The sequence below is a fragment of the Sinorhizobium prairiense genome, from assembly GCF_029201645.2.
Taxonomy (GTDB): domain Bacteria; phylum Pseudomonadota; class Alphaproteobacteria; order Rhizobiales; family Rhizobiaceae; genus Sinorhizobium; species Sinorhizobium meliloti_A.
In genome coordinates this window covers 76,165-99,783 of the sequence record NZ_CP104133.1, presented here as the reverse complement: position 1 = coordinate 99,783, position 23,619 = coordinate 76,165, and the positions used below count along the sequence as shown (strand labels likewise).

Annotated in this window: 18 protein-coding genes and 1 pseudogene; 7 read left to right on the top strand and 12 right to left on the bottom strand. The window is 60.8% G+C overall.

Annotation, left to right across the window (positions count from 1 at the left end; translation table 11 throughout):
* Positions 1-20: 20 nt before the first annotated feature.
* Both N0Q91_RS23775 and uraH read left to right on the top strand, forming a co-directional pair.
* The gene (locus tag N0Q91_RS23775; RefSeq protein ID WP_100670087.1) at positions 21-524 is read left to right on the top strand and encodes an ureidoglycolate lyase; all 504 of its coding nucleotides are present in this window, start codon (positions 21-23) and stop codon (positions 522-524) included.
* Between the two features lie 5 nt (positions 525-529).
* The gene (gene uraH / locus N0Q91_RS23770; protein WP_018098324.1) at positions 530-892 is read left to right on the top strand and encodes a hydroxyisourate hydrolase; all 363 of its coding nucleotides are present in this window, start codon (positions 530-532) and stop codon (positions 890-892) included.
* A 162-nt stretch (positions 893-1,054) separates the two neighbouring features.
* Here uraH and N0Q91_RS23765 read toward each other — a convergent pair whose 3' ends face one another.
* Complete coding sequence (locus tag N0Q91_RS23765; protein ID WP_275599270.1) at positions 1,055-1,804, bottom strand: SDR family NAD(P)-dependent oxidoreductase; 750 nt, start codon at positions 1,802-1,804, stop codon at positions 1,055-1,057.
* Between the two features lie 58 nt (positions 1,805-1,862).
* Between N0Q91_RS23765 and N0Q91_RS23760 the strand changes: the two genes are divergently transcribed.
* A complete protein-coding gene (locus N0Q91_RS23760) occupies positions 1,863-2,795 on the top strand; it encodes a LysR family transcriptional regulator (protein ID WP_275599269.1) in 933 nt (310 codons plus the stop codon).
* A gap of 17 nt (positions 2,796-2,812) precedes the next feature.
* Here N0Q91_RS23760 and N0Q91_RS23755 read toward each other — a convergent pair.
* The 3 genes and pseudogenes from N0Q91_RS23755 to N0Q91_RS23745 form a co-directional block, all read right to left on the bottom strand.
* Positions 2,813-3,515, bottom strand: a pseudogene (locus N0Q91_RS23755) (response regulator transcription factor).
* Position 3,516: 1 nt separating this feature from the next.
* On the bottom strand, positions 3,517-3,894 hold the full coding sequence (locus N0Q91_RS23750; RefSeq protein WP_100670091.1) for a response regulator: 378 nt from the start codon (positions 3,892-3,894) through the stop codon (positions 3,517-3,519).
* Between the two features lie 94 nt (positions 3,895-3,988).
* Positions 3,989-7,678, bottom strand: a complete 3,690-nt coding sequence (locus N0Q91_RS23745; protein WP_275599268.1) for an MASE1 domain-containing protein — start codon at positions 7,676-7,678, stop codon at positions 3,989-3,991.
* 533 nt (positions 7,679-8,211) lie between these two features.
* On the opposite strand from N0Q91_RS23745, the gene N0Q91_RS23740 reads away from it, so the two are divergent.
* The 4 genes from N0Q91_RS23740 to N0Q91_RS23725 all read left to right on the top strand — a co-directional run bounded on the left by N0Q91_RS23740 (position 8,212) and on the right by N0Q91_RS23725 (position 11,640).
* The gene (locus tag N0Q91_RS23740) at positions 8,212-9,165 is read left to right on the top strand and encodes an MBL fold metallo-hydrolase (RefSeq protein WP_275599267.1); all 954 of its coding nucleotides are present in this window, start codon (positions 8,212-8,214) and stop codon (positions 9,163-9,165) included.
* A gap of 145 nt (positions 9,166-9,310) precedes the next feature.
* On the top strand, positions 9,311-10,063 hold the full coding sequence (locus tag N0Q91_RS23735) for an SDR family oxidoreductase (RefSeq protein WP_100670094.1): 753 nt from the start codon (positions 9,311-9,313) through the stop codon (positions 10,061-10,063).
* 62 nt (positions 10,064-10,125) lie between these two features.
* A complete protein-coding gene (locus tag N0Q91_RS23730; RefSeq protein WP_100670095.1) occupies positions 10,126-10,551 on the top strand; it encodes a cupin domain-containing protein in 426 nt (141 codons plus the stop codon).
* Between the two features lie 72 nt (positions 10,552-10,623).
* The gene (locus N0Q91_RS23725) at positions 10,624-11,640 is read left to right on the top strand and encodes a mechanosensitive ion channel family protein (protein WP_100670096.1); all 1,017 of its coding nucleotides are present in this window, start codon (positions 10,624-10,626) and stop codon (positions 11,638-11,640) included.
* Between the two features lie 412 nt (positions 11,641-12,052).
* Here the strand turns inward: N0Q91_RS23725 and N0Q91_RS23720 are convergent, their stop codons facing one another.
* The 8 genes from N0Q91_RS23720 to xdhB form a co-directional block, all read right to left on the bottom strand.
* The gene (locus N0Q91_RS23720; protein WP_275599266.1) at positions 12,053-13,258 is read right to left on the bottom strand and encodes an NAD(P)/FAD-dependent oxidoreductase; all 1,206 of its coding nucleotides are present in this window, start codon (positions 13,256-13,258) and stop codon (positions 12,053-12,055) included.
* Positions 13,259-13,351: 93 nt separating this feature from the next.
* A complete protein-coding gene (locus N0Q91_RS23715) occupies positions 13,352-14,182 on the bottom strand; it encodes an alpha/beta fold hydrolase (protein WP_275599265.1) in 831 nt (276 codons plus the stop codon).
* Between the two features lie 401 nt (positions 14,183-14,583).
* Positions 14,584-15,540 carry a helix-turn-helix domain-containing protein gene (locus tag N0Q91_RS23710; RefSeq protein ID WP_275599264.1) on the bottom strand — a complete coding sequence of 319 codons (957 nt, stop codon included), beginning with the start codon at positions 15,538-15,540 and terminating at the stop codon, positions 14,584-14,586.
* A gap of 569 nt (positions 15,541-16,109) precedes the next feature.
* On the bottom strand, positions 16,110-17,246 hold the full coding sequence (locus N0Q91_RS23705) for an alpha-hydroxy acid oxidase (protein WP_275599263.1): 1,137 nt from the start codon (positions 17,244-17,246) through the stop codon (positions 16,110-16,112).
* Between the two features lie 114 nt (positions 17,247-17,360).
* Positions 17,361-18,677 (bottom strand): guanine deaminase, encoded by a 1,317-nt coding sequence (gene guaD / locus N0Q91_RS23700; RefSeq protein ID WP_275599262.1) that lies wholly within the window; start codon positions 18,675-18,677, stop codon positions 17,361-17,363.
* Positions 18,674-19,906 (bottom strand): urate hydroxylase PuuD, encoded by a 1,233-nt coding sequence (locus tag N0Q91_RS23695; RefSeq protein WP_275599261.1) that lies wholly within the window; start codon positions 19,904-19,906, stop codon positions 18,674-18,676. The genes guaD and N0Q91_RS23695 overlap by 4 nt, the downstream gene beginning before the upstream one ends.
* Before the next feature lie 87 nt (positions 19,907-19,993).
* Entirely contained in the window at positions 19,994-20,893 is a 900-nt protein-coding gene (locus N0Q91_RS23690) for a LysR substrate-binding domain-containing protein (protein WP_275599260.1), read from the bottom strand.
* Between the two features lie 327 nt (positions 20,894-21,220).
* Positions 21,221-23,554 (bottom strand): xanthine dehydrogenase molybdopterin binding subunit, encoded by a 2,334-nt coding sequence (xdhB, locus tag N0Q91_RS23685; protein WP_275599259.1) that lies wholly within the window; start codon positions 23,552-23,554, stop codon positions 21,221-21,223.
* Positions 23,555-23,619: the final 65 nt, after the last annotated feature.

The window sequence follows — 23,619 nt, the reverse complement described above, 5'->3', positions numbered from 1 at the left end:
AGAGCCGGAACGGCAGGCTGATGTCGCATATGCTTTCGATCGAGCCTCTGACCAGGGAGGCTTTCGCGCCGTTCGGCAGCATAATCGAGGCCGACCCGGCCTCGATGCGCTTCATCAACGGCGGCAATACCGAGCGGTTTCACGCGCTCGCACGTGTCGATGCGGCGGGAGAGGGCGCCGGCGTCATCATCAACATCTTTCGCGGGCAGCCCCGGGCATTTCCCTATTCCGTGACGATGATGGAGCGCCACCCGCTCGGCAGCCAGAGCTTTTCGCCTCTCCGGGACCGGCCGTGGCTGGTTGTGGTCGCCGAGGATGAAGGCGACCGTCCCGGCCGGCCGAGAGTCTTCCTCGCGAATGGCAGGCAGGGTGTCAATTACGGCCGCAATGTCTGGCATCATCCGTTGATGTCAGTGGGCGCCGTCAGCGAGTTCATCGTCGTCGACCGCGAGGGGCCGGGCAACAACCTGGAAGAGTTCCATTACGACGAGGCTTTCGTCATTCCCGATCCATCCAAAGGGTGAACGTGATGAGCAAGTCAGGCCGCCTGACGACCCATGTTCTCGACACCGCGCTCGGCAGACCCGCCCACGGACTGAAGATCGATCTCTACCGGCTCGAAGGCGATGCGCGGCACCTGATCCGTACGGTCCATACCAATAGTGACGGCCGCGTCGACGAGCCGCTCATGACGGGGGGCGGGTTTGCGACCGGCACCTACGAACTGGTCTTCCATGCCGGTGACTATTTAAGGTCAACCGGCGTGACGCTTCCGGATCCCGCCTTTCTCGAGCTCGTTCCCCTTCGCTTCGGCATTGCAGATGCCGACAGCCATTACCACGTGCCGCTGCTGCTCTCGCCTTACGGCTATTCCACCTATCGCGGCAGTTGATAACGCGTCGGCGGAAAGGTCGCCGGCAGGACATGACGGACGAAGACTACGACGCCCATGCCTTTGCAAGCCGCAAAGCAGCCCACGATGGCTGCTGAGTGGCACAGCACTACGAGAAATGCGGCTGGCCGATGGAGGGGCCAACCCCTCGTGGGCCGCATCTCAAGTCAGGGCCATGCCGCCATCGACATGAAGCTCGACCCCATTGACAAAGCTTCCCGCATCGGAGGCTAGGAAAAGAGCGGCGCGCGCCAACTCCTCCGGTCGACCAAGCCGGCCGGCGGGGATCAAGGAAGCCATGCTTTCTTCGAAAGCCGGCCGCTCGGCCTCCGATACGCCCAGTTTGGCGAGGATTTCGGTTTCGACCGGTCCCGGGCTCAGGATGTTTACGCGAATCCTGCGCGACCTGAATTCGAGCGCCCAGTTCTTAGCAAAGGCGGCGGTTGCTGCCTTTGAACCGGCATAGACGGTGTGATCCGGAAGAATTTTCGTGGCCGCGAGCGAGCTTGTGACGATGATGCTTCCGCCGTCGCGAATCAAAGGGGCCATCGTCTGCACGCCGAAAAATACGCCGCGCGTATTGATTGCGAAATGCCGGTCATAGTCTTCCGGAGTTACGTCCACGGAGGGAGTGAGATTGATGACCGCAGCATTGGCCATGTAGATGTCCAGTCCGCCGAAGCGGCTCTTCACGGTGTCCGCCAGCCTGCGATGATCGGCACGGTCGGCCGCGTCGCCCACGAAGCCGATGGCCGACGGACCGATTTCCTGTACGGCCCGATCTACAACATCCTGGCGCCGTCCGGTAATGATGACCTTCGCCCCTTCTTTCGCGAACAGCTGAGCAGTTGCCTTGCCGATCCCGCTGTTACCGCCGGTGATCACGGCGACCTTGTCTTTGAGGTGGTGCATTGTTTATCTCCTTTCGACGAGAAACCAGATAAACGGTGCCGCCCGAGATAATTAGATCATGGGCGGGCACATGAAATGTGCCGCGGAGGCGCAATTGCCGAACCTTCTCAACGAAATTTCCGGGCTGATGGCTTTTGTGCGGACGGTAGAGGCCGGATCGTTCAGCGCTGCGGCCCGCGACCTGCGAACAACACCGTCGGCGGTGTCGAAAGGGGTTGCACGCCTGGAAAAGAAAATCGGTACCCGGCTCTTCCTGCGCTCCACGCGCGCCCTGATGCTTACCCAGGATGGTCAGTTGTTGTTCGAGCGCGTTGCGCCGCTGTTGCGGGATTTGGGGGCAAGTGAAGAGGCGATCAGATCAGACATCGGACCCTCCGGCCGCTTGCGCATCAGCATGCCGAACGAAATGGCCCCTCTACTGCTGCCTCGTCTCTTCGGAAGTTTCGCAGCCGACTATCCGAACCTGCATATCGAAGTCGGCCTGACAGACCGGTTTGTCGATCTGATCAGGGAGGACTACGATGTTGCGTTGCGCGTCGGGAATTCCGCTCCGGGGGATTATATGGTTCGTCACCTGGCTGACCTGCCGATGACGATTGTCGGGTCTCCGACCTTCCTTGAAACCTGGGGAAATCCTGCGAGCGCCGAAGCGCTGGCAGCTCTGCCCTTCGCCCGCTATGTTCTGGGCGGTATCACTCAGCCAATGCGTCTGCCGGATGGGACGAGCTTCATACCCTCGGGGCGCGTCGATTGCGACTCAGGAACCGCACTCATTCAGGCTGCGCTTAGTGGGCTCGGAGCGGCCTATCTTTTGCGGTGTCTCGTAGCGAAAGACCTGGAAGGAGGCAGGCTTGTTGCACTCGCGACAGGTTTTTCGTTCCCCAGCGCTCCGTTTAGTGCCCTGCACGCCTTTGGAGGCACGGTGCCGTCGCGGGTAAAACTAGTCTGCGATTTTATCGCCCGGGAGGCAAAAGCCATCGCCGTCATCTGAGCAGCGGTGTCGGGTGGTCAAGCCCCTGCTTCCGCCCTCTCGCGCACCGTCGGGGGCAAGGTTTCCCATACCCTGATCAGTTCGGCAATGGAACGGACCTCCATCTTACGCATTACGTTGGCACGATGCAGCTTGACCGTGGCCTCGCTGATGCCAAGGTCGAAAGCAATTTGCTTGTTGAGGCGTCCGCGCGTCACCACCTCGCGTAGGACTTCCCGCTCGCGTCGCGTCAGTGTGTTCAAACGTTCAACATTGCGCTTGACCACGACCGCTACCGTTCGCTGGCTCTGATCCAACGCGATAGCGGCTATGACCGCATCGAGCAACGTCCGGTCCGACACGGGCTTGGTGAGGAAATCCACTGCGCCATCCTTCATCGCTCGAACCGTAGTCGGAATGTCGCCGCGACCGGTGAGGAAAATGATGGGCTTGGCAATGCCGCGCTCGGCCAGGTGGTGCTGGAGATCGAGCCCGCTTTCTCCTGGCATGTGGACGTCGAGAATCAGGCAGCCCGGGCCATCCAATATGTCGACGGCGTTCAGCAGTTCCTGAGTTCGAGGCGAAACTGGCGGGCTGAAAGCCCGCCGAGAGGATCAACTCGGACAAACCCTCTCGCACGGCTGCATCGTCATCGACGACGACGACAGTTGATTCGGCTGAACTTTCTTTGCCTTGTGGCAACAGGAGGGCTGATGTTCCAGCCGACTGGCCAAGTCTCATGTCACCCTCTATCTCTCGATTTTTGCAACGCCTTGCTGACAGCGACCAGCAGGTCAGGAGCGTCGAAGGGCTTACGGAAAAAGCCGTTAACGCCCTGGACGCGATCCTGGTCAGCGATTTCGTGGCGACCTGTAGTCAGGAATACCGGCAACTCCGGATAGGCACTCTTCACCCGGTCACGAAGTTCGAAGCCATTCATGCGGGGCATCCCGATGTCGGTTATGAGCAGGTCCAGACTCGAAAGTCCGTGATCGAGCAGGCCGCTCGCCGAATCAAAGCAACGGGCGGTATATCCAGCGGATTCCAGAAGCTCCTCCAGTGAGTCAAGCAGCCTTGGATCGTCGTCGACAACCGCGATCATCGGTCTTGTTTTGTGCATGTTTAGAATGCCTTCCGCATCGTACGCTCCAGGAGCTCGCCGAGCGCCCATTGATGCTGCCGCGTCGTAGACAAGGAAAGCACATACTCCCTCGTCATGTCGCCCCCTTCGCTACAACTGGTAAGGTGAAAACGAACCTTGCGCCGCGCGGCTCGTTTTTTTCCGTCCATAGACGTCCGCCGTGTGCTTCGACGATCGAGCGACTGATGGCGAGACCCATGCCCATTCCATTTTCCTTCGTCGTGAAGAATGGCTCGAAAATGCGCTCGGGAAACGCGATCCCGTTTCCGTTGTCGCCTATTTCGATCCGCACCTCGTCGTCCATTTCATGCATGCGCACATAAACAGTTTTGTTGTCCTCAATGGGATCCATTGCTTCCATGCCGTTGCGAATGAGATTGACGAGCACCTGCTGTACCTGGATCCGGTCGACTGTAACCGGCGAAAGGTTGGGTTCCACGTCGATGTTGAGCCGGATGCGACGGCGCAAGGCTTCGGCGGCGACCAGACTAGACGCTTCCGAGATAACGTCCGAAAGAACCAGAATGCTTCTATTCTCCACCGACTGCTTGAAGAGGGCTCGAATCCGGCTGACGACGTCCGCCGCTGACTTGGCGTCGCGGATCACACGTTCGGTCGTGATCTTGGCGCGTTCGATGTTGACGGGGTCTGCCGAAAGCCATCGGTAGCATGCGTGCGAATTGGCGACGATCGCCGCCAAGGGTTGGTTTACTTCATGTGCGATGGAAGCCGACAGCTCGGCAAGGCTCGCTGCCTGGCCGGCGCGCGCAAGCCGTTCTTGTGCCAGTCGCAATTCTTCCTGCATCCGAACCTCTCGCTCGACATCCAGACAAATAACATTCCATTGCACGATGGCGCCTTTATCGTCGCGCATCGGCGCCGCGCGCATCTCGATCCAGCGATATTCGCCATCGAAACGCCGCAGACGATGTTTTCTGCGATAAGGTTCTCCGCTTTCCAACGAAAGCGCATACTGCTCCTTGACGCCCGCAAGGTCATCCGGATGAACGCCGGCATCGAACGTTGCATCCAGTCGGGATTTCGCCCTTCCGTCGAGTTCTTCAAGCTCGTAACCAAGGAAATCACGGAGTTGCTGGTTTCGATAGACCGGCTCGCCGTTTGGCGCAGCGCAATCGATCATGGCCGGCAGGGTTTCCACCAGTTGCCAGAGGAAACGTTCCCTCTCGCGCAATGCCTCCTGTGCGCGCATCTCCTCTTCGATGTCGATTGAAGCAAAGTACCACTGTACGATTGCGCCGTGCGCATTGCGCAAAGGCTGAGCGCGCGCCTCAATCCAGCGATAGTTGCCGTCCTTCAGGCGCCGACGAAACCGATTGACGAAGGGTTGGCCGGTCGCAAAGCCGTTCCTTGCGCGTGCAAACATTGTTGGAAAGTCATCGGGGTGAGCCACTTCCCGGGCCAGTGCATCGAAGTCCTTGATCTGCGCCCCCGGCGCGCCAGCCTGATCCTGATATCGCTTGCTGACATAGGTCAGTTCGCCCGTTGGCGCGAAGCTCAAGGTGCTGAAGGGCATGGCCTCGATCATCTGCTCCAGCTGCTGCTTGCTGTTCCGCAGCGCTTCTTCTACCTGCATAATATCGTCTATATCGTGCGAGAGGCCGTACCACTGGAGGATACGTCCCTCCTCATCGCGCATCGGCTCAGCGCTCCCCTCCACCCAACGATAGACGCCATCGGCGCGTCGCAGTCGATACTTCATGGAGAATCGTTCGCCGGTCGCAACGCTGTGAAACAGCGCCTTTCTCATGCGCGTTTCGTCGTCTGGATGCACGACAGCCCCAATGATGGCAGCCAGAGGATGAACGCCTTCAACATTCGCGTTAACGACGTCCGGGCCCAGAAAGTCGATCAGTCGCTGGTTTAGAAAGTTCGGGACACCGTCGGGCGTCAACCGCCAGAGATAGCTGGGAACCATGTTCACAAGCAGCGAGAATTCCCGCTCGCGCGTGCGCAGAGCCTCTTCGGCCCTCTTGCGCTCTGTGATGTCGATAAAGCCGACGAGGCTCTTGTCGGCAATGGCGCCGGGCCGAGCGGTGGCGAAAACGACGTCCATGACGCTGCCGTCCATTCGCGCCACTCTGGTTTCTTCCTGGAAGACCTCTTCGCCGCGATAGCGTGCTTCGATGGAGCGGCGGATGGTGGCAAGGGACGGCTGCCAGTAGCGAGTGATCGAGCCGCCCATTTCTTCCGCGCTTTTTGCGCGGAACATGTCGACGACATGCTGGTTGGCCTCTTCGACCTCCAGCGCTTCCAGCGCGTGGCTGAGGAATTCGGGGTTCTCGTCGATGTAAGTTTCGAGACTGACGACGCCCTGTGCCCGCAATTCCTTGAACATCGGGATAAGCTTGCCTGCATCTATCTGGGCAAGACCGATGGGCATATAGTGGAAGAGTTCGCGGTAGCGACGCTCGCTCTGCTTGAGCGCCTCTTGCATTCGGACCTCATCATCGATGTCGATAGAGATTGCAAACCATTGCAAGACGGTTCCGCTTTCATCCCGCAAAGGTTCGGCCCTGCCATCGACCCACCGATAGGCGCCGTCCGCGCGCCGCATGCGATATTTTATGGAGTACGGTTCGCCCGTAGCCATGGACCGGCGAACGGCTTGCAGCAACCTATCGGCATCATCGGGATGGACGAGGGTTTGCACGGCCGTCACCAGCCCGCTTGCATTCGGCTTTTGCAACTGTTGCAGGTCAAGGCCGAAAAAATCGGTAAGACGCTTATTGAAGAACGTTGGCTCGCCTTCGGGGGTCAGCCGCCGGATATGAACTGGGACCATGTTCACGATCTGAGAGAGTTCCCGCTCTCTCTCCCGCAAAGCAGCCACGCTTTGTTGCAGATTCGACAATGCCAGTTGATGCTGGCGGGATATGGCGGCGACGATAAGCGCTGAAACGGCCGAAACTGCCAAGAAAAGCTGTAGCATGAACTGCTTGTGGCGCTGGGTCTCGTCGTCGCCGGCAAACGGACTGGTTCCGGATATCGTGAATATCGCCGTGATCAGTGTGAGGAGGACCAGGGCGACGACCGCACCCTCGAGTTCGAAGCGCACCGCGGCCCAAAGAAGCGGCGGCATGATGATGTATGCAAAGGGTAAGTAGCCACCGAGCGAGAGGGCGGCGACTCCAAGAAAAATCAGCGCAAGAACGCAGGCTTCCGCCAAACGCGCGGCCGAAAGCTCGGTCTTGTCGCGCCGGTTCTGGATTACGATGAATGTCAGCGGTGCAACGATCAAGACGCCGGTGGCGTCTCCAATCCACCAGAGCGGCCAAGCGCCGGTGAAGGTTTGCGACAATATGCCGAACCAGGCGAGTGTCGCACTTCCGACGGTGGCGCTCACCACCGGTGCAATTCCAGCACCCAGCACGATGAAAGCGAGAACCTCCCGCAAGGTTTCCAACCGCATCGATTTCTTTAAGGCCCAATTGACCAGCGAGGCACCGATGACTGCCTCCAGGGCATTGCCGACATATATCAGCGTGGCGGCAGGGAACGGGCTGTGGAACCACAGGACATTGCTTAGCATCTCGGCGAAACATCCCGCTAGAAGCCACCACGGCCAGCTCTGCCGTTGGACAAGAGCGAGCGTGGCAATGAAGAGCCCGCTAGGAGCCCAAAAGGAGATCCCGGTTCCAGGGACGATTGCCAGGGCGTGCGCAAAGCCGCAGCCCAGGACGTAGGCTACGACAAAGAGACCCAGATGCCGGGGGTGGGGACGATACGGCCAGATGAGCATCATCGGCTGCTCCGACAAACAAATGAAACATAAGATCACCAGCGTCAGGGCGAGTCAGCTTCGAGTTTGGTGCTGGCGGTTGCGCGCACCCTAGTCTGGCAGCCGTGCGGCCGCAACTTGCGGAAATCCATGGTTGGGCGCTCCTTGGGAAATAGCGCCGAGCCTCAACGAGCTCCGCGACGTTGATCACGAAGGCTATGGGAAAGGCCCAGGCACCAGGTCGCCAGACGAGTGATGCCTTGTCATGTGCCGGCAAAGCAGCCGAGCGCTACGCGAATGACGATCCCAATGATCATCGCCGGACATTTATCGCGCACAGGAATTCGACCGAGCGCGACACCGGGCGATCGCCGCATGCGGATGCGACAGCAGCAATAGCTCTACAGCGGCAGCAATCGTTCTGGCGCAGCCGTAGCTCGCTTTCGATAGATCAAAGAGGACACGCCGGCATTGAGTGTGTCGCGATCGACTTTCACTCCGCTTCCCACCCACGAGGCGGAAGCCATCCACGACATAGAACAGAGGAGCGTTCAAAGATGAACCAGATGAGCAGCAATACTCAGGAGGCAAGCGTGAAACTGGAGAGCGCCTCACATATCGGTAGGTCCGCATCCGAGGAACTGGTGCCGTCACGCTACGCCGTACAAATCGGCGAGATTGAAGTCCTGGTGATCAGCGATGGTGTGCTACCTCTTCCAACCGCGATGCTGGGCCATAACGCCGAGCCGGCCGCCCGTGCCGCCTGGTTGGGCGACATGTTTCTGCCGCAGGACGCGTTCGACTGGGCGCTGAACGTCGTCGTGGTCCGTAGCGGCGAGCAGACCATTCTCATCGATGCTGGCCTGGAACTCGACCCCGATTTGAACTTGCCGCGTGCTGGGCAGTTGATGAAGCGGCTGGCGGCCGCCGGCATCGACCTCGCATCCGTAACCGACGTGGTACTGACCCACATGCACATGGATCATGTTGGCGGACTGCTGGTCGACGGGGTGAAGGAGCAGCTGAATCCGGATCTGCGGATCCACGTTGCCGCTGCCGAGGTTAAGTTCTGGGAGTCGCCCGATTTCACACACGCGGTGATGCCGGAGGGGTTCCCGGACGCGCTTCGGGCGGCCGCCAAGCGGTTCGTCAAAGATTATCAGAGTCACCTGCGGCTGTTCGAGGATGAGCATGAGGTGGCGCCGGGCGTGGTCGTGTCTCGCACCGGCGGGCATACCCCCGGACACAGCGTGGTCCGCGTGGCATCGGGCAAGGACCGTCTCATGTTTGCCGGCGACGCCGTGTTCGCGGTCGGATTCGACCACCCCGACTGGCACAACGGTTTCGAACACGACCCCGAGGAGGCGGCTCGCGTTCGCGTCCGGCTTTTGCAGGAGCTGGCGGCCACCGGCGAACTGCTGGTGGCAACACATATGCCGTTTCCTTCCGTTGGCCATGTCGCGGTCGATGGCGAGGCCTTTCGTTGGGTGCCGGTCTTCTGGGACTACTGACCGCTTGTGGAATTGAGGTCGAACCAGACGTGCAACTTTGAAGGCCGTGTTCAGCGCGGCCTTCAAATCCCTGACGCATCGGGCTTTCTCAAATTCCCCTGTCGAACGACGCGCACCGTATAGGCGCTCGCAAATGGAGCCTCTTATGAAAATCGTTATCATCGGCGGAACCGGCCTGATCGGTTCGAAGACTGCAGAGCGCCTGCGCAAGAAAGGGCATGAGGTCATTGCCGCTGCCCCGAAAACCGGCGTCAATACCCTGACCGGCGAGGGCTTGGCGGAGGCACTGAAGCATACAGAGGTGGTTATCGACCTCGCGAACTCCCCATCCTTCGAGGACAACGCCGTGCTCGAATTCTTTCAGAAAGCGGGCAAGAACCTGATGGCGGCGGAATTGGCAGCCGGCGTAAAGCACCATGTCGCGCTCTCCATCGTCGGCGCAGATCGGTTGCCGGAAAGTGGCTATCTTCGAGCCAAGATTGCTCAGGAAAAGATCATTCGGGCAGCCGGCATACCCTATACGATCGTGCGGTCCACACAGTTCATGGAGTTTCTCGGCGGTATCGCCGAGGCGGGCACGGTCAACGGCACTGCTCGCCTGTCGACGGGTTCGTTGCAGCCGATAGCGTCCGAAGACGTCGCCGATTTCGTGACGGAGGCGGCCGTTGCCGCGCCGGCGAACGGCATCATCGAAATCTGCGGGCCCGAGCACGCTCGTCTTTGCGATTTTGCCGCGCGCTATCTCAAGGCGATCGGAGATTCCCGCACCGTCATCGCAGATCCGGATGCCCGGTATTTTGGGGCAAAGCTGGAAGAGGGTTCACTCGTCTCCGACAAGCACCCTCGCGTCGGCCGCATCGGTTTCGATGAGTGGTTTGCGACGACGCGCAGCAAGTAACGATCGGCGCACTGGCGGTCTATTGAGCAGCCCGGTGCCCCAGTCACGAAAGGATGGAAGACATGATCAAGACATTGCATTTTGCCGTCGCCTTGGCGGCTCTTCTCTCAGGTGCGGCGCTCGCACATGATTCGCCAGGTGGCGATGAGGGCGCGAAGGTTACGCTCGTCTATGAGCATGAATTGCCGAACGTTCCTGGCAAGAGCGTGAAGGGCGTTCTCGTCGAATACGATCCGGGCGGCTTTTCGGAGGGCCATACGCATCCAGTATCCGCCTTCATTTACGCTACCGTTCTCGAGGGCGCGATCCGCAGTCAGGTCAATGACGGTCCCGTCACTGTCTATAGCGCGGGTGAAAGTTTTTCGGAATTGCCAGGCGATCGCCACGGAATCAGCGAAAACGTCAGCAAGACCAAGCCGGCAAAGCTGCTCGCCGTCTTTGTGGTCGATACCGCTGAAACGGAACTGACCTTCCCGATCAAGGAATAGACCATCAGGCCGGGCCTCCACTGTTGGCGCCCGGCCTGATCTTTGATCCAACCACAATCGGTGATCTGTGCCATGTTTGGTGATGACAACGCCGTACCGCTTGTCCTGGTCAACTTTCTGGGAGTTGCCGGGATTGTCGTCTGGCACATCCAGGGCGTCACCCGACCGACGGACCGTCTGATCGTCCAGATTCTATTCTTCAGCGCCATGAGCGCGGCGCTTTACCTTGGGGGTATCGCTCCGTATCGGCCTGATGGCGTCTATTTGCAGGGCATTGAAGCGCTGCTTTCAAAATCGGCCAGAATCCTGTGGTGGACCCATCTCGCCTGGGCCGTCATCGGTTTCATCCAGATCTACGTCAGATTGAACCGCAGGCCGCGGGAAGCACACCTCATCCAGGATATGGCCATTGCCACCATCTATCTTGGTGTGGCGCTTTCCGTTGTAGGCTTCGTCTTCGGCATGCCGGTCGGCACCTTGGTCACGACCTCCGGCGTCATCGCCGTTATCTTCGGCCTTGCGTTACAAAATACGCTCAGCGATGTCTTCTCCGGCATCGCGCTGACACTCGGCAGAGCCTATGCGATAGGGGACTGGATTGAGTTGACCGACGGAACCGAAGGACGCGTCATCGAAACCAACTGGCGCTCCACCAACCTGTTGACCGCTACCCACAATGTCGTCGTGCTACCGAACAGCGTCTTGGCAAAGCAGGGCATGACAAATCTCAGCCGCCCCGACGAGACCCACCTGATCACGCTCCGTGTGCGCGTCGCTGCAACGCAAAGACCGCGCGTCGTCGAGGAAATCATGCGGTCTGTGCTGCAATCCAGTGTCCTCATCAACAAGAGCCCGCCGCCGGTCGCTGCCCTGAAAGCAATCGATGCCATCGCCATCGAAATAGAACTTCAATTCCGCGTGGACAACGTGGCAATCCGAACTCCTGCCAAGAATGAGATCATCGACCTCCTTCATGACCGATGCGGAGCGAACGGGCTTTCGCTCGCTATACCGGCTGAAAGCCTTGCCTTCATGCCTTCACCGATCGACGATCAATCATCCCGGCCGGTCCGGGTCACCGGCTCATAAGATCGTAGCCAGTTGTAGCGATCTCGCTTGCCCTGGTACAGGAAGTCTAACCGAATTACGCGGGTCACTGATGTTCGGAGGCCGTCGCGGCAAATGCGCCCTGCGGATGGCCCGTTTGGTGAGCATCGGTGCGACCTGCAAAAAGCGGTCGGGGGATTGTGGGCTGTCAAACGCGTCAATATGGCCAGTTTGAGCGGAGTGAAGGTCTCGCCGCGAACCCTGGCCTGCCTGCGATGTCGATGGTTGTAGGTGCAGCCACGGATAGAGATGCCGGTGATGCACGCAAAGCTGGAATCGCATCCACGAGATGCTCCCCGATCGGCCACAGAAGCTTATCCATGAACCGACGGGGTGCCTCACGAGCAGGGCCGAATGTGGAAAGCTGCGCTCTTGCTCAGAGCGCAGCTCGCAATCAGAGGTTCGTCACACGCTCCGGATCGGCAGAAGCCAGTGCAGCGGCACGCTCGGGCTTCGGCGGATAGATCCAGACGGTGTTGATCTCCTGCTTTGTCGCCTTCGCTTTCTCGCCGACCATCTCCACCTTTCGATCCCAACCCCGGGTAAAGAGGGCCCCGGCATCGCCGAGGTCAAGGCAGGTGACATAGGCTTTCTGATGGTATTGCCGTGCCGGTACGCCTAACAGTTCGGCAGCGGCATTGTTGCCCGCGAAGGCGCCCATGCGTGTGGCGTGCTGGCACGACATCAGTGCGTAGTTGCCGCAGTCGTCGCAAGCAGCGCGCGCGGCATCCCCGGTGGCGAAGACGCCTGGCACGGACGGTACACGCAAGCAGCCGTCGACCAGTAGCCGGTCGAACTTGTCACGTTCGCCGGGAATTTTAGTGGTAATCGGATTGGCCCGCATGCCTGCCGCCCAAATCACGGTCATGGTTTCGATATGCTCGCCAGTACTCAGCGTCACGCCGGACTTGTCGAGCGACGAAACTCCAGCGTTGAGCCGCGTCTCCACGCCGAGGCTGCGCAGCGCTTCCTCAATGATCGGGCGAGGGCCTTCACCCATGTCGGGGGCGACCGCGCTGCTGCGGTCGATGATGATGACGCGCGGATTGGCGGTTTTGTCGAATAGGGTCCGCAGCCGCGAAGGCATCTCGGTCGCCGCCTCGATACCTGTGAACCCGGCGCCGGCAACGACGATGGTGTCACGCGCGGCCGAGGCCGGCAGCTTAGCAAGCTCGTGGAGATGGCGATCGAGGGCAATGGCGTCATCGACATTGTCGATGCTGAAGGCGTATTCGGCGAGGCCCGGAATATTCGGGCGGAACAGCCGGCTGCCGGTTGCGAGCACAAGGCGATGATACTGAAGGGACTTTCGTTCTCCCGCGGCGTTGACGACCTCTACGGTGCAGGCCTTCGTATCAACCGCTTCGACACTACCCTGCACGTAGGCGATATCGACGGCGTCAAATACATTCTGCAAAGGCGCCGTCAGGGTCTCGGGATTCGGCTCGTAAAGCCGTGGGCGGATGACAAGCGTCGGTTCCGGGGATACCAGCGCGATTTCAAGCTCTTCGGCCGAGACGCCTTCGATATCGCGCAGACGGGCTGCGGAAAGTGCAGCGTACATGCCGGCGAAACCGGCGCCTACAATCACAAGTCTCATAATGTCTACTCCGTGTCCTGGGGTTTGCGCGCCACCGTTGCCGCTCCGAATGGGAGACGGTTGACGCAGCGCGGGTTGTTGAAGTGACGTTGCTCAGGCCGTGACGAAGGCCAGTATGTCGGCGTTGACGATATCTGCATGGGTCGTGCACACCCCATGCGGCAGCTTCTCGTAAATCTTCAGTGTCGCGGCCTTGATCAGCTTCGCCGACAATAGAGAGGAGGTGCCGATCGGAACGATCTGGTCGTCATCGCCATGCAACACCAATGTCGGTACGGAGATGCTCTTCAGGTCTTCGGTGAAATCCGTCTCCGAGAATGCCTTGATACCTTCGTAATGCGCTTTGGCGCCGCCCATCATGCCCTGACGCCACCAATTTGCGATGACCGCCTGCGAAGGCTCGGCACCCGGGCGGTTGTAGCCGTAGAATGGGCCACTCGGAAAATCTCGATAGAACTGTGAACGATTGGCGGCCAGTTGGCTGCGTAGTCCGTCGAATACTTCGAGCGGTAAACCGCCGGGATTGGCGGCGGTCTTCAGCATCAGGGGCGGCACTGCCGCAATCATAACGAGTTTGGCAACGCGGTTCTTGCCATAGCGCGCGACATACCGCGCGGCTTCACCACCGCCGGTCGAGTGACCGACATGGACCGCGTTACGAAGATCGAGGTGGTCGATCAGTGCGGCGACGTCGGAGACGTAGTGATCCATGTCGTGGCCCTCGCTCGCCTGGCTCGATCGGCCATGACCGCGGCGATCGTGAGCGATCACGCGAAAGCCCTTACCGAGGAAGAAGAGCATTTGATTATCCCAATCGTCAGAGCTGAGGGGCCAGCCATGGTGAAAGACGATGGGTTGCGCGGACTTCGGTCCCCAATCCTTGTAGAAAATCTGAACGCCGTCGCTGGTTGTAATGGAGGCCATTGTATTGATCCTTTGCACATATTTGTTTTACGCCGCCCATCGAAGTGAAGGGGCAGTGGCTAAAATCGGCCATGCTGGCCGCTACAGGTCGCCGCACGCGATCGACCCGCAGTCCGAGCCCAGACCATCCCGTGTCGCCAGGATTATTTGGCTTGGGCGCAATGATGGTTTAGCGAAGCAGGACTGCGGCTGCGCCAGAGGGATTGGCGCCGTTAAAGCGCAATTGCGGTTTAGCGATTGCGCCGACGCACATCGCCCGGTCCCTTATCGGTCAGCTTTCGAAAGAGTGGCCGAAACTGGGCGCGCAGGAAAAACGGGGGCGTGCGGACATAGTAATCACGCGGTCGAGCCGAGTGCATCGAAGAATAACGAACGGTTTCGGAAACGAAGACGAGAGGAACTTAACCGTCAGCGTGGCTGCGCCGCCAATCGGTCGGTGTTTCGCCGGTCAATTTACGGAACGCAGCCGCGAATGCAGTTTGCGAGGCGTAACCGAGGGCGGCCGCGATCGAAGCCACCGAATTTGCTGGATTGCGCAGCATGTTTATGGCCTGCTCAAGCCGATATTGACGCAGCCAGTTGTGCGGGGAGAGCCCGGTGCTTTCCTTGAACGCGCGACAGAAATGAAAACGTGACAGCCCGGAATCAGCTGCGAGGGCTGCGAGGGAGACGTCCGCATCGGCATCGGACCGCAATCGTTCGATGGCCCGGCGCAGCACATTCGGCGCCAGGCCGCCGAGCGCTGGTTGATAGCTCGGCGCCTTGCCGGTATGCGCAGCCAGCAGGCGTGTGGCCAGAAGATCAGTTAGCTGTTGCCTGAAAAGTGTATCCAGTGCCCTATTGCCTTCCAGGACATCGGCTGCGCTCAGGAGCAACCGAGACGTAATGGGGTCCGGATGCGCCGTTCGCTCCAGAAGATCGGTCGGCGTGAAAGTATCGGCTGCCTCGGCAATGCGTGTCAGTGTCGTGTGAGGGAGATAGAGCTGAACGACATCGACCGGCTTTGGAATATCCCAGCGGGAGCTCGACCCGGCCGGGATGATTATCACAACCCCACGACGAAACGTGCCACTCTCGACCGATCTTCCTGACCGTCGTTCCATGCGCTGCACCGTGCCGTTGTAAGCCATGATGACGTGGTCGGTCATGGGCTCGACGACGTCATGCAAGGGGCCATGATTCCAATGGGCAATTGCACCGCCGGAGGAATCCGCCGCAAGATGAATAGGGGCTGTCCGCAGAACGCGCGACATCTCAGTTGCAGGTGCGTGATCGGCAACCCGCATGCCGTCCGCGGTCGCCCGGGTTGGAGCATTCGCTTCGCTCTCGCGGGAATTGCGGGAGTAAGGCGCGCTCATGACTGCGCGCTCGTCGACTGACGGTGCTCACATATGACCCCGCCAACAATTGCAGGATCGATGGGCATCCGCATGTGATGGCCGACACTGCCAGTCCTACTGCCCATGATATCCCCAATGTCGCGAGCAATGTCGCGGTGCTTTGGTTGTTCGCGCGTTGTGTGATGCAGGGGAAAATATAAGAACTCTCGGAGGGGGGAAATCTATCCTCCAGGATAGGTTGCCTTCGCGATCGGACCTCGTTCTCGATCACGCGGGCTTCAGCGTCCCGCGATGCGCCGCCAGCCTGAGGGGCGGATGTAAAGGCATTAGGCGGTTTCACGCCGGGAGCCACCGCTGACGATCGTTTGCTCCATCACGATGGCGCGGCCTTGACGCGATAAGTGAGCGTATTGCGGCAGGGGTGGAGACGTCAGGCGCCTCCCGAGGGACTTTGGCCCAGCCGACAGGGGAGCTCGTTCAGATCAGCGAAATGCTTGCCTCGGTCGTTTGCTGATCGTGCGGTTCCGCCCTGAAGTCTTTGAAGCTACGCACTCCCGACGGAAACCGCTACACGCTTCCTGCGCGTGCTACTCGGCGATGATGTCGCGGCCGACCTCCGTGATGCGGCGTTTGCCGCAGAGCGCCATGGTCGTATCCATCTCCTTGCGGATGATGTCGAGCGCGAGCGTGACGCCTTCCTTGCCGAGCGCGCCGAGGCCGTAGAGGAACGGGCGGCCGATATAGGTGCCTTTCGCACCGAGCGCGATCGCCTTCAGGACGTCCTGGCCGGAACGAATGCCGCCGTCGAGGTGTACCTCGATCTGGCCGCCGACGGCGTCGACGATGCGCGGCAACATGCTGATCGAGGAATGCGCGCCGTCGAGCTGACGGCCGCCATGGTTCGAGACAATGATCGCGTCGGCGCCGGTCTTAGCCGCCATTTTCGCGTCTTCCGGATCGAGAATGCCCTTGAGGATCAGCGGACCGCCCCAGCGCTCCTTGATCCACTCGACGTCCTTCCAGGAAAGCTGCGGGTCGAACTGCTCGTTCGTCCAGGCCTGAAGCGAGGAGAGGTCGGTTACGCTCTTGGCGTGGCCGAGAATGTTGCGGAAGGTACGGCGGTTGGTGCCGAGCATCTTCATGCACCAGCCGGGCCGCGTCGCCATCATCCAGAGGTGTTTCGGCGTCAGTCGCGGCGGCGCGGACAGGCCGTTGCGAAGGTCCTTGTGGCGCTGGCCGAGGATCTGCAGGTCGAGCGTCAGGACCAGCGCGGAACACTTCGCGGCCTTGGCCCGGTCGATCAGATTGAGGACGAATTCGCGCTCGCGCATGACATAGAGCTGGAACCAGAACGGCTTCGTCGTCACCGAGGCAACGTCCTCGATCGAGCAGATGCTCATGGTCGACAGCGTGAACGGGACGCCGAAAGCCTCGGCCGCCTGGGCCGCCAGCATCTCGCCGTCGGCATGCTGCATGCCCGTCAGGCCGGTGGGCGCGAGCGCGACCGGCATCGAGACCTTCTGCCCGATCATCGTCGTTTCGAGCGACCGGTCGGACATGTCGACCAGCACCCGCTGACGCAGCTTGATCCCGGCGAAATCCTCCTCGTTGGCGCGGTAGGTTCCCTCCGTCCATGCGCCGCTGTCCGCATAATCGAAGAAAAGCTTCGGCACGCGCCGTCTGGCCAGGGCCTTGAGGTCCCGTATTTCGAGAATCTGCGTCATGGATCGGCCTCATCGAGTGAATGACAGGCGAGCCCTTACCATGATTTCGGAGGACTTGTAATAGATGCAGAAAACAAGAGGTCAAAAATTCTTACCTCTTGTTTTCAGGGCTGCTCAATCTGCGCGAAGGGCCGATTTGCAAGGCCTTCCGGCGACGTAGGTCTCGACCACGGCGCGGTCGTCGCCCATCGTCTGCAGCAGAAAGAGTTCGTCGGCCAGCGAATTGACCACTTCGGCCCTGAGCGCCATTGCGGGCGTCGCCGCCATGTCGAGCACCGTAAGGTCCGCATCGGATCCGGGCTCGAGCGTGCCGATGCGGTTGGCGAGAGACAGTGCCTCGGCATTGCCGCGGGTCATCATGTAGAAGCTGTCGAAGGGGTTCAGCCTTTCGCCCTGCAACTGCAGGATCTTGTAGGCCTCGTCGAGCGTCTTCAGCATCGAGTAGCTGGTACCGCCGCCGATGTCCGAGGCGACGGAAACGCGCACCGGTTTTTGGCGGCGCTTCAGCGCCCGCAGCGGAAACAGGCCGGAACCGAGGAAGAGATTGGAGGTCGGGCAGAAGACGGCCACCGAGCCGGTCTCGCTCATCGCATCCGCCTCGCGCTCGGAGAGGTGGATGCAATGACCGAACAGGCTTTTCGGTCCCAGCAGACCATAGCGGGCGTAGACGTCGGTATAGTCGGTCGCCTCCGGAAAGAGTTGCGAGGTAAAGGCGATTTCGTCGCGGTTCTCCGAGAGATGCGTCTGCACATGCAGGTCGGGAAACTCGCCGACGAGCGATTTTGCGACCTCCATCTGCTCCGGCGTCGAGGTGATGGCGAAACGGGGGGTGATCGCCACATGGTTGCGGCCCTTGCCATGCCAGTCGGCGATGACGGCGCGGGTCTCGTCATAACTCATTTCCGGCGTGTCGAGCAGGCCCTGAGGCGCATTGCGGTCCATCATCACCTTGCCGGCAACCATGCACATGCCGCGCTTCAGGCTCTCGGCGAAGAAGGCGTCGGCGGAGGTCTTGTGCACCGAACAGTAGGCCGTCGCCGTCGTCGTGCCGTGGCGGATCATCTCGTCGAAGAAATGGCGGGCGATCCGCTCCGCATGCGCCGTTTCGACGAAGCGGCATTCCTCGGGAAAGGTGTAGGTGTTCAGCCATTCGAGCAGATCGGCCGCGTAAGAAGCCATTACCTGCATCTGCGGAAAATGCAGATGCGTGTCTATGAGCCCCGGCACGATCAGATGCGGGCGGTGATCGAGCTCGCGGACATCCTCGGGTGCTGCCGCCTTGACCGCTGCATAGGCGCCGGATGCCATGATCACGCCGTTCTCGACGAGAAGGGCGCCGTCGCTTTCGTAAGCATAGGCAGCACTGTCTTCGATGCCTTGAGGTTCGCGATGGAAGCTCAGCAGGCGGCCGCGAATGAGGGTGGATGTCATCGTGTCTCCCCGACGGCGCTTTCGAACCAGGCCGTCACCAACCTGCGCTCTTCCACCGTCATGTCGCTTATGTTGCCGGGCGGCATGGCATGGCTGCGTCCCGCCTGGATATAGATTTCCCGCGCACGGGCAGCAATTTCGGCGTCGCTTTCGAGCATGACGCCGTTGGGAGCCCGAACGATTCCTTCATAGACCGGATCGGCCGCGTGGCACATGCTGCAGCGGGTCGAGATCGTTTCCCGGACTGCGGGGAAATGCGCGTTTTCCGCAAAGCGCCTGAAGGCCGGTGCCGTCTCGGCTCGCTCTTCTCCCGTCAGTATTTTCGGCGCCGTCGAGAGCCACATGATCAGGATGAACAGGAGTGTGGTGACGAGCCAGGTCCAGGTCGGCTTGCCCTTGCGCGCATGCGTGGTGTTGAACCAATGACGGATCGTCACGCCCATCAGGAAGACGAGCGCCGCGATGATCCAGTTGAAGGCCGTAGCGAAGGCGAGCGGATAGTGGTTCGAGAGCATGAAGAAGATGACGGGGAGCGTCAGGTAGTTGTTGTGCAGCGAGCGCTGCTTCGCCTGCGCGCCGAGCCGTGGATCCGGCATGCGGCCGGCGATCAGGTCGGCGACCACGATCTTCTGGTTGGGGATGATGATCAGGAAGACGTTGGCCGACATGATGGTGGCGGTGAAGGCGCCGAGATGCAGGAAAGCGGCGCGGCCGGTGAAGACCTGGGTATAGCCCCAGGCCATGGCGACCAGGACCAGATAGAGCAGCGCCATCAGTCCCCAGGTGCTCTTCCCGATCGGCGATTTGCAGAGAAGGTCATAGAAGACCCAGCCGAGACCGAGCGAGGCCAGCGAGATCAGGATCGCGGTGGTGGCCGAAATGTCCAGGACATGCCGGTCTATGAGGAAGAGGTCGGCGCCGCCGTAATAGACGATGCAGAGCATGGCGAAGCCCGAGAGCCAGGTCGCGTAAGACTCCCACTTGAACCAGGTGAGGTGCTCCGGCATGGCGGCCGGCGCCACCAGATATTTCTGGATGCGATAGAACCCCCCGCCATGGACCTGCCACTCCTCGCCATAGGCGCCCGGAGGCAGATGATCGCGTTTTACGAGACCGAGATCGAGCGCGATGAAATAGAAGGACGAGCCGATCCAGGCGATGGCGGTGACGACATGCAGCCAGCGGACGGCGAAGGCCAGCCATTCCCAGGCAATGGCGAATTCATACATTCGGGGTCCCTTTTCTCTCCGTTGACGCAGCTTGCGAGAAAAAGCCGAAACGGGAAAGGGGCGTTCTCGGCAATCCACTCTGCAGGTTCAGGCGCCGCAATCCTGATTGAACTCTGAAAGAATCCAGTCGCGAAAATTGCGGATCTTCGGGACATTGCGTCGAGCATGCGGATAGACCAGCCAATAGTCGTGGCCATCGCTGCCGCGCAAATCGAAGGGTTGATAAAGCCGACCGAGCGCGACGTCATCGGTATAGAATTGAGGAGTGAGGATCGCAACGCCTTGCCCGGCGATCGCGGCGCCTGCTTCGAAGGACTGGGCGCCGAGCCGTGTCGGAACCCGACCGTCGAGGTCCGCGTCGTGGACGCCGGCAGCGCGAAACCACTGCGGCCACCAGCGGTCCTGAGGGTCGATGATGCGCAGCTTCAGGAGGTCGCGCGGTTCATTCACGCCGCCGATCGTCGCGGCGAGCGCGGGACTGAGCATCGGCGTAAATTCCACTTTCATCAGCCGATGGCTGACGAGACCCGGCCAAACGCCCAACCCGGACCGGATTGCCACGTCCACTGCCTCCTTGGTGAAGTCGATCATCGCATCATTCGCCGACAGCCGAACGGCCATGTTCGGCTGGGCGAGCTGGAAGGTGCCGATATGGCGGGCGAGCCATTGCGAGGCGAAGGTCGCAGTCGAACTGATGAGCAGGGCCGACGCTGCATCGCCGCGCGCGGAGGCGACCGCCTCCTGCATCAGTTCGAAGGCTTCCGTCACCTTCGGCGCCAGGCGTTGGCCGACTTCGGTCAGTGCGATCTGGCGGGGACGCCTCAAGAACAGCGGCTCGCCGACGCTCTCTTCGATGAGTTTGATCTGGTAGCTGACGGCCGTCTGGGTCATGCCGAGCTCGTTGCCGGCCTTGGTGAAGCTGCCGAGCCGGGCGGCGGCTTCGAAGACCCTCAGCGCATTCAGCGGGAACTGCTTCGACATCTTCATGGATAAGGTCTCTTGATGCATACAGACGGATGTTCGATTGGAATTCGAGCATCTTTCCCGGCATCCTGCAAGTCAACTTCACCGCTTGCAAAGGGTGCTCAGATGTCTTGCGATACATTGGAATATACTGAAAGAAAACCGCTCCTCTCGTTGAACGGGGCGATGCGGCTTGCCGCATCAGCCCTGCGGCGGGTGCGAGGGCGCAGCGCGCGACTCGATCTGGAATCGACATCCGATTACATGAAGAGAGATTTGGGCTTCATGGATGGTCGCGAACCGCGGATAGACGATGAAATCCTGCGATAGGGGGAATATCCTCGAGGCGGTTCAGGTCCCTCTAAGCCGCTCCACCGCCATCAGGACACGCTCGGGCGTTGCCGGCGTATCGAGCCGGGGGCACTCGCGATAGTCGGCGACGCTGGCGACGGCCATCGACAGGGCCTCGACCACCGAGATCGGCAGCATGAGGGGCGGCTCTCCCACGGCCTTCGACCTGCCGATCGTCTTTTCCGCGTTTTCCGACCATTCGGCGAGGCGCACGTTGAAGATCTTCGGCCGATCCGAGGCAAGGGGTATCTTGTAGGTCGAGGGCGCATGCGTCCTCAGCCGTCCCTTCTCGTCCCACCAGAGCTCTTCCGTCGTGAGCCAGCCCATCCCCTGGACGAAGCCGCCCTCGATCTGGCCGAGATCGATCGCCGGATTGAGTGAACGGCCCACGTCATGCAGCACGTCGACGCGATCGACCATGTATTCGCCTGTCAGCGTATCGATTGAGACCTCGGAAACGGCCGCGCCATAGGCAAAGTAGTAGAAGGGTGTGCCGCGGCCGGCGGCCCTGTCCCAGTGGATGCCAGGCGTCGCATAGAAGCCGGCGGCGGAGAGCTGGACACGTGCACCGTAGGCCTCCTGCACGAACTGTGCAAACGGCACGAGCTCGTCACCGATCCTGACATGATTGGCGATGAAGCTGACGTTTTCGGCCGTCGTCTGCCAGCGCTCGGCCGCAAAGGCGACGAGCCGCTCCTTGATCTGACGCGCCGCATCGAAGGCAGCCATGCCGTTGAGGTCGGAGCCGGAGGAGGCGGCGGTCGCAGACGTATTCGGCACCTTGCCGGTCGTCGTCGCGGTTATCTTCACCCGGTCGATGTCTATCTGGAAACTGTCTGCAAGCACCTGCGCCACTTTCGTATAGACGCCCTGGCCCATTTCGGTGCCGCCGTGGTTCAGGTGGACCGAACCGTCCGTGTAGATGTGGACGAGGGCGCCGGCCTGGTTCAGATGGGTGAGGGTGAAGGAGATGCCGAATTTCACCGGCGTCAATGCAATCCCCTTGCGGATCACGCGGCTCGTTCTGTTGAACTCGATGATTGCCGCCCGGCGCGCCTGATAGTCGGCGCTCGCTTCCAGCTCATCGACGATCCGGCCGATGATGTTGTCTTCGATCTTCTGGTGATAGGGCGTGACGTTGCGGCCGGAATGCGCGTCGCCATAGAAGTTCAGTTTGCGGATTTCGAGCGGGTCCTTCCCGAGGGCGTAAGCGATCTCCTCGATTATCCGCTCGCCGCCGAGCATGCCCTGCGGCCCGCCGAAGCCGCGAAAGGCAGTGTTGGAGACCGTGTTGGTCTTAAGCGGTTGCGAGGTGAGCTTCACATGCGGATAGAAGTAGGCGTTGTCCGCATGGAAAAGGGCGCGGTCGGTGACCGGGCCGGAGAGATCGGCGGAGAAGCCGCATCGCGCGGCATAATTCGCCTGGACCGCCTGGATGCGTCCCTCCTCGTCGAAGCCGACATCGTAATCGACCAGAAAATCGTGCCGCTTGCCGGTGGCGGTCATGTCGTCGTCCCGGTCCGGGCGGAACTTGACGGCGCGGCGAAGCTTACGCGCGGCGACGGCAGCGAGTGCCGCAAACTGGTTGCCCTGCGTCTCCTTGCCGCCGAAGCCGCCGCCCATGCGGCGGACATTCACCGTGACGGCGTTGGATGGAACGCCAAGCACTTGCGCGACCATACGCTGGACTTCGCTCGGATGCTGCGTCGACACCCAGACTGTCATTTCGTCATCCTCGCCGGGAATAGCGAGCGCGATATGGCCTTCCAGATAGAAGTGCTCCTGGCCACCGATTCGCATGTGCCCCTGGATGCGGCGGGGCGCGCGCTCCAGCTCGCCTTCGGCGTCGCCGCGCTCGAGTGTCAGCGGGGGGGTCACCAGTTCGCCGCCGGTTGCCACGGCATCGATGACATCGATCGCCGGCAGGAAGTCACGATAGGTGATCCTGGCGAGCCGCGCGGCGCGACGGGCGATGTCGCGCGTTTCGGCGATGACCGCGAAGGCCGGCTGGCCATGGAACTCCACCCGCCCGTCGGCTAGCACCGGCTCGTCGTGCAGATGGGTGGGGCTGATGTCGTTGGAATGCGGCATGTCCCTGGCGGTGATCACGCAAACGACGCCGGGCACCGCCGCGACGTCGGAGAGGTCCATCTCCAGGATTTCCGCATGCGCCCGGTCCGTGAGGCCGAGCGCGCCATGCAGCGTGCCGGCGGGTTCCGGCATGTCGTCGATATAATCGGCGGTGCCCGCCACATGCTTGTGGGCGCTATCGTGACGGAGCGGTGAGTGCATCGGGCCGGTGATGGTGCGGACTTCGAGGGTGGACTTATCCATGCCGCGAGCTCCCATGCATGGAGAGGCCCCTCATCCGGCCTGCCGGCCACCTTCTCACCGTTTTG

Coding starts and splice junctions, on each gene's coding strand:
- N0Q91_RS23720 (WP_275599266.1), bottom strand. CDS start 13,258: ATGAGACTTGTGATTGTAGGCGCCGGTTTCGCCGGCATGTACGCTGCA.
- N0Q91_RS23730 (WP_100670095.1), top strand. CDS start 10,126: ATGATCAAGACATTGCATTTTGCCGTCGCCTTGGCGGCTCTTCTCTCA.
- N0Q91_RS23765 (WP_275599270.1), bottom strand. CDS start 1,804: ATGCACCACCTCAAAGACAAGGTCGCCGTGATCACCGGCGGTAACAGC.
- N0Q91_RS23690 (WP_275599260.1), bottom strand. CDS start 20,893: ATGAAGATGTCGAAGCAGTTCCCGCTGAATGCGCTGAGGGTCTTCGAA.
- uraH (WP_018098324.1), top strand. CDS start 530: ATGAGCAAGTCAGGCCGCCTGACGACCCATGTTCTCGACACCGCGCTC.
- N0Q91_RS23705 (WP_275599263.1), bottom strand. CDS start 17,246: ATGACGCAGATTCTCGAAATACGGGACCTCAAGGCCCTGGCCAGACGG.
- N0Q91_RS23775 (WP_100670087.1), top strand. CDS start 21: ATGTCGCATATGCTTTCGATCGAGCCTCTGACCAGGGAGGCTTTCGCG.
- N0Q91_RS23760 (WP_275599269.1), top strand. CDS start 1,863: ATGGGCGGGCACATGAAATGTGCCGCGGAGGCGCAATTGCCGAACCTT.
- xdhB (WP_275599259.1), bottom strand. CDS start 23,554: ATGGATAAGTCCACCCTCGAAGTCCGCACCATCACCGGCCCGATGCAC.
- N0Q91_RS23735 (WP_100670094.1), top strand. CDS start 9,311: ATGAAAATCGTTATCATCGGCGGAACCGGCCTGATCGGTTCGAAGACT.
- N0Q91_RS23740 (WP_275599267.1), top strand. CDS start 8,212: ATGAACCAGATGAGCAGCAATACTCAGGAGGCAAGCGTGAAACTGGAG.
- N0Q91_RS23715 (WP_275599265.1), bottom strand. CDS start 14,182: ATGGCCTCCATTACAACCAGCGACGGCGTTCAGATTTTCTACAAGGAT.
- N0Q91_RS23695 (WP_275599261.1), bottom strand. CDS start 19,906: ATGTATGAATTCGCCATTGCCTGGGAATGGCTGGCCTTCGCCGTCCGC.
- N0Q91_RS23725 (WP_100670096.1), top strand. CDS start 10,624: ATGTTTGGTGATGACAACGCCGTACCGCTTGTCCTGGTCAACTTTCTG.
- N0Q91_RS23710 (WP_275599264.1), bottom strand. CDS start 15,540: ATGAGCGCGCCTTACTCCCGCAATTCCCGCGAGAGCGAAGCGAATGCT.
- guaD (WP_275599262.1), bottom strand. CDS start 18,677: ATGACATCCACCCTCATTCGCGGCCGCCTGCTGAGCTTCCATCGCGAA.
- N0Q91_RS23750 (WP_100670091.1), bottom strand. CDS start 3,894: ATGCACAAAACAAGACCGATGATCGCGGTTGTCGACGACGATCCAAGG.
- N0Q91_RS23745 (WP_275599268.1), bottom strand. CDS start 7,678: ATGATGCTCATCTGGCCGTATCGTCCCCACCCCCGGCATCTGGGTCTC.